Origin of the sequence: Candidatus Methylomirabilis sp. (assembly GCA_036000645.1) — a bacterium.
Lineage (GTDB): Bacteria > Methylomirabilota > Methylomirabilia > Methylomirabilales > JACPAU01 > JACPAU01.
Window position 1 is genome coordinate 1 of sequence record DASYVA010000239.1, and the last position, 5,091, is coordinate 5,091.

The 5,091-nt window shown below is 68.0% G+C and carries 6 protein-coding genes; all 6 read right to left on the reverse strand.

The genetic code is table 11. The features are described from left to right. Nucleotides 1-147: 147 nt before the first annotated feature. Nucleotides 148-810 carry a response regulator transcription factor gene (locus VGT06_14045; GenBank protein HEV8664244.1) on the reverse strand — a complete coding sequence of 221 codons (663 nt, stop codon included), beginning with the start codon at nucleotides 808-810 and terminating at the stop codon, nucleotides 148-150. 377 nt (nucleotides 811-1,187) lie between these two features. Beyond that, nucleotides 1,188-2,696 carry a tripartite tricarboxylate transporter permease gene (locus VGT06_14050; protein ID HEV8664245.1) on the reverse strand — a complete coding sequence of 503 codons (1,509 nt, stop codon included), beginning with the start codon at nucleotides 2,694-2,696 and terminating at the stop codon, nucleotides 1,188-1,190. Between the two features lies 1 nt (nucleotide 2,697). After that, the gene (locus tag VGT06_14055; protein HEV8664246.1) at nucleotides 2,698-3,168 is read right to left on the reverse strand and encodes a tripartite tricarboxylate transporter TctB family protein; all 471 of its coding nucleotides are present in this window, start codon (nucleotides 3,166-3,168) and stop codon (nucleotides 2,698-2,700) included. Continuing rightward, nucleotides 3,165-4,160 carry a tripartite tricarboxylate transporter substrate-binding protein gene (locus VGT06_14060; GenBank protein ID HEV8664247.1) on the reverse strand — a complete coding sequence of 332 codons (996 nt, stop codon included), beginning with the start codon at nucleotides 4,158-4,160 and terminating at the stop codon, nucleotides 3,165-3,167. Before VGT06_14060 ends, VGT06_14055 begins: the two co-directional genes overlap by 4 nt. Before the next feature lie 107 nt (nucleotides 4,161-4,267). After that, on the reverse strand, nucleotides 4,268-4,591 hold the full coding sequence (locus tag VGT06_14065; protein HEV8664248.1) for an AzlD domain-containing protein: 324 nt from the start codon (nucleotides 4,589-4,591) through the stop codon (nucleotides 4,268-4,270). Next, a partial coding sequence (locus VGT06_14070) for an AzlC family ABC transporter permease (GenBank protein ID HEV8664249.1) occupies nucleotides 4,588-5,091 on the reverse strand: 504 nt, incomplete at its 5' end. The genes VGT06_14065 and VGT06_14070, both read right to left, overlap by 4 nt.

The following is a 5,091-nucleotide window of genomic DNA, read 5'->3' on the forward strand; positions in this document are numbered from 1 at the left end:
CCTTGGCCTGATTCGGGCCCGGCTGCCGCTTTGAGGATCCTCAGGAGGAAGGCGGGTAGGAAGCCCATGAGTCCAATTTGCTAGAGAAAAACTGCGAGCGGGCGACCGTCAATCGGCCTTTGGGTGCCTTCCTTTCGGGAAAAAGGCCTAGCTCAGGCCCCGCTGGATCGCGTAGAGGATGGCTTTGAGCCGCCGGGTGACCTGGAGTTTCTTGAAGATACTGTTCAGATGGTTCTTGACCGTCTTCTCGCTGATGGAGAGGGCCTGGCCGATCTCTTTATTTGTGCTGCCGGAGGCGAGCAGGCGGAGAATCTCCCTCTCCCTTCCGGTCAGCTCCTCGCCCGAACTCTCCCGGGCGCTTTCCGCTTTGGGATCGCTGAAGGCTTCTGCCTCCAGCAGCCTGGGGATCAGCTTCCGCTCTACCCACAGCTCCCCCTGGAGCACCGTTCGAATCGCCTTGATCAGGTCGGAGGCGCCAGCATGCCTCGAGAGGTATCCCTGCGCGCCGGCCTTCAGGGCCCTCAGGGTCGCAGCCTCGTCCAGCGCGGCGGTGAGCAGGACCACCTTGGTTGCGGGCGTTCTCACCTTGATCTCCCGGATGAGGTCAATCCCGTCCTTCTCGGGCGCGCTGAGGTCTAGCAGGACGACGTCCGGCTTCAGCTCGCTGATGGCATCGATCGTCCGGGGCCCGTGGGCCAATTCGCCGACGATCTCGATGCTTTCGTCCCTGCTGAGGATCAGGCGGAGCCCTTCCCTGACCAGTTTGTGGTCGTGGACGATCACCGACCGGATGGACCCTCCCGGCCGCATTTCGGCTGGGCCTCCCTGTCACCAAGCCGCCGCTCACCCGGCCAGCCGTCGAAGAACCCATGGGGGGTCGATCGGCGCGCTATCGCCGAAAGGGTCGCTGGGCGCTCAGGCAGCCCAGCCCACGGGCGGCTGGGACAAAATACCTCGCCCCCCAACTTCCCGCGCAAGGCCTATGGATACGCGCTGGGGGACCTTCGGGAGACACGGGGAACCGCCTCCCTCAACACGGCCGGGCGTTTCTTCCACCATAATTTGTCCGGAAAGCCGCGCGAGACGCCGAACTGTCACCACCGGGGGGAGGCCACTTTTGTACCTGTGACCACTGTGGGATGTCAAGCCCGAGCTCGTTTCTCTCGGCTTGCTCCCGCCCGCTCAGGCTACGCGGCCGGAGCAACCACCCGGAGTCTCCGGAACGCGGTGATGAGGTAGGGGGCGACGAGGGAACAGGCGGCCAGGATCAGGAGGACCAGGGAGAGGGGGCGGTTCATGAGGGTCCAGTAGGAGCCGTCGGAGAGGACGAGGGCTTGGCGGAGCGACTGCTCCATGATCCCGCCGAGCACGAGGCCCAGGACCGCGGGGGCGAGGGGATAGTCGTGCCGCCGCATGTAGTACCCCACGAGGCCGAACCCGATCCCCAGGTACAGGTCGAGGAGGCTGTTGCTGACGCCGTAGACCCCGATGACGGAGATGGCGAGAATCAGCGGATAGAGGATCCGCTCCGGGATGTCCAGGATCCGAACCCAGAGACCGACCAGGGGCAGGTTCAGGATGAGGAGCATGGTGTTGCTGACGTACATGCTGGCGATGAGGCCCCAGGTGACGTCCGGGTGCTTCTGGAAGAGCAGCGGCCCCGGCTGGACCCCGAGCATCATGAGGGCCCCGAGCATCAGGGCGGTGGTCGAGGAGCCCGGGATGCCCAGGCTGAGGAGGGGGACCATGTTCCCCACGACGGCGGCGTTGTTGGCGGACTCCGGAGAGGCGACCCCGCGGATGTCGCCCCTCCCAAACGCCTCCGGGTCCTTCGCCAGCCGCTTCTCCACGTTGTAGGCCATGAAGGAGGCAATCGTGGCACCGGCGGCTGGCAGGACGCCGATGTAGAACCCGATCCCCGTTCCCCGCAGGATCGCCCCCAGGCTCTCTTTGAATTCCCGCCACGAGAGCCAGATCCGCCCCACCGTGAGCGCGCGCCGTCGCTCGCCCGCGTGGATCTCCTCGATGGCCAGGAGGACCTCCGAGACGGCGAAGAGGCCGATCGCGGCTACGATGAAGGAGATCCCGTCCAGGAGCTGCGGCAGGTTGAAGGTGTAGCGGGCCGTCCCCGTGGACAGGTCCACCCCCACCGTCGCCAGCATGAGCCCGAAGACCGTGGAGATGAGGGCCTTCGTGAGGGAAGCCCCTGCCAGGCTGGTGACACTGGAGAGGCCCAGGACCATCAGGGAGAAGTACTCGGCCGGGCCGAACTTCAGGGCCAGGCGGGCCAGCGGGAGGGAAAAGAGCATCATGAAGACGATGCTGACGGTCCCGGCGATGAACGAGCCGATGGCTGCGATGGCGAGGGCCGGCCCGGCCCGCCCCTGGAGCGCCATCTGGTAGCCGTCCAGGGTGGTGACGACCGAGGAGGCCTCCCCGGGGACGTTGACCAGGATGGAGGTGGTGGAGCCGCCGTACATCGTCCCGTAGTAGAGCCCGGTGAGGAGGATCATGGCGGAGGCGGGCGGCATGCCGTAGAGGATGGGGATCAGGATGGCGATGCCGCTCACGGGGCCGATGCCGGGGAGGACGCCGATGAGGGTCCCGACCAGCGCCCCGAGGAGGGCGTACCCCACGTTCACCGGTGCGAGGGCGACGGAGAACCCGTAGGCCATGTGGCCCAGGAGTTCCTCCATTTCAGCGCCCCCCGAAGAGCGTCCCGACCGGCAGCGTGAGGTGCAGCACGCGCCCGAAGAGCAGGTAGAGGGCTGCGGTGAAGCTCAGGCTGAAGAGCAGGCCCCGGGGCCAGGGCTTCTCGCCCAGGACGGCCAGCGCCCCGAGGAGGAAGGCGAACGTGGAGAGGGGATAGCCCAGCCACTCCATGGTCAGGGTGTTCCCCACGAGGAGGGCGATGGCGAGACCCGATCGGCCGAATCGGACGAGCCCCTTGCCACCGGCCGGCGCCGCCCCCCCGGGAGGAGCGGGTGGGAAGAGGAGCAGGAGGACCGCCAGGAGGGTGAGCGATCCGCCGAGAAGGGTGGGGAAAGCGGTGGGACCGAGCGGGTCGGCCATCGCGGGGGAAACGAGCCGCCGAGCCCCGACGAGGTAGGCGACGGCTCCGGCCAGGATGGCCAGGGCCGCCGCCCGGTCGTGCGCGATCGCTTTCACTTGAGGAAGCCCAGCTCCTTGAGGAGCGTCTCCCCCGATTCCAGGTCCTCGTTCAGGAACCGCGCGTACTCCGCCCCGCCGACGTAGTAGTCAAACCACTTGTTGGCCTGCAGTGTCTTCTTCCAGCCCTCGCTTTTCACCATCTTCCCCAGCGTCGTGACCCAGAAGTCGGCCGCCTCCTTCGAGATTCCCGGCGCCGCATAGAACCCCCGCCACACGATGAAGGTCGCGTTCACCCCCTGCTCAACGGCGGTGGGGGCGTTCTTCAAGCTGCCGCCCAGGCGCTTGTCCGAGAGGACCGCGAGGATGCGGACCTCCCCCGCCTCCACCTGCCCCACGATCTCAGAGATGTCCACGGGGGCGACCGCCGTGTGCCCGCCGAGGAGGGAGGCCATCGCCTCCCCGCCCCCCTGGTGCGGAACGTACTTCACTTTGGTGGGGTCCATCCCCGCCGCCTTGATGACCTTGGCGAACTTCACGTGGTCCTGGCTGCCGGGGGCGGAGCCGCCGGCCACGGAGACGTCGGCAGGGTTCTTCCGGTAGGCGTCGAGGAGGTCCTTCAGGCTCTTGTAGGGGGAGTCCTTCCGGACGACGATCGCGCCGTAGTCGGTGGCGATGGCCGCGATGGGCGTCACATCCTTGTAGGTGTAGGGAACGCGCTTGAGAGCCAGCGTAAAGGTGAGGGACGGCGAGGCCGCGATCAGGAGGTGGCCGTCACCCTTCCGCCGGGTGATCGCGTGGGAGATGGCCACGGCCCCGCTGCCGCCGGGCATATTGCTGACCGCGATGGGCTGGGTGACCAGTTTCTCCTCGGTGAGGACCTTGGCCGTCGAGCGGGAGGTGAGGTCCCAGCCGCCGCCGGGGTTGGCGGGGGCGATGATCTCGATGGCCTTCTCGGGGAACCCGGCGGACCCGGGGCTGGCCAGCGAAGCGCCCAGAAGCAGTGCCCCCAGGGCGCACAAGCCCGTGCGGGATATGGGATGCTCGCGCATCGTACCCTCCTGTGGTGGGCGGAAGCGGATGGGAAAACCGATGGAGTGGTGGGGATGATAGCACCCCCTGCGCGGGAGACGCAAGACTCTTCGCGCCGGGAAGCCTCTCAGGTCAGGAGCCGCAGCACCCCCAGATACGCGAGCACCCCCGCCGCGACGGCCGCGAAGAGGTTGCGGGTTCGGCGCGCGAGGTAGAAGGTGAGCAGCCCTCCCACCAGGCGGGGGGCGAGTCGCGGCAGGTCCACCACCCCTCCTGTGAACAGGAGGCCCGGGATCGCGAGGGCCGTCAGGATGGCGAGGGGGACGTGCCGGAGCCAGCGCTCGATCGGCCCCGGCAGGGACCTGTCTCCCAGGGCGAGGGTGGCACCTGCCCGCGTGAGGTAGGTCGCTGCCGCCATTCCTAGGATGATGAGCGCGACGTCGACCCTCATCGGCGCTCCAGGGCCGCGCCCACGAGGCTTCCTCCCAGCCCCGCCGCGATCAGGTGGCTGTTGCTGGGCAGGAGCAGCACCCCGCCGATGCTGATGGCCGCTGCCGCTCCCAGGACGGTCCAGGCGGGACGGCCCTCGAGGAAGAACGTCAGGAGAGCGATGAAGACGGCGGTCACGGCGAAGTCCAGGCCGTAGCGCTCCGGGGGTCCGATGAGGGTGCCGAGCGCGGCCCCGAGGGCCGTCCCGGCGTTCCACCCGACGTACATCGCGCAGAAGCTCCCGAGCACGTAGGCGGGGAAGAGCCGCCGGCGCTGCGCCCGGCTCATGACCAGGGCGTAGGTCTCGTCCGTGAGGCCGAAGGCGACCGTGGCCAGGAGCCGCCGGGGAACCCCTTGGAGGACCCGCGTAAGGGAGGCTCCCATCAGGAGGTGCCGCAGGTTGATGGCTGCTGTGGTGGCGATGATCGTCGCGGGAGTGGCCCAGACGGAGAGGAGGGGGAG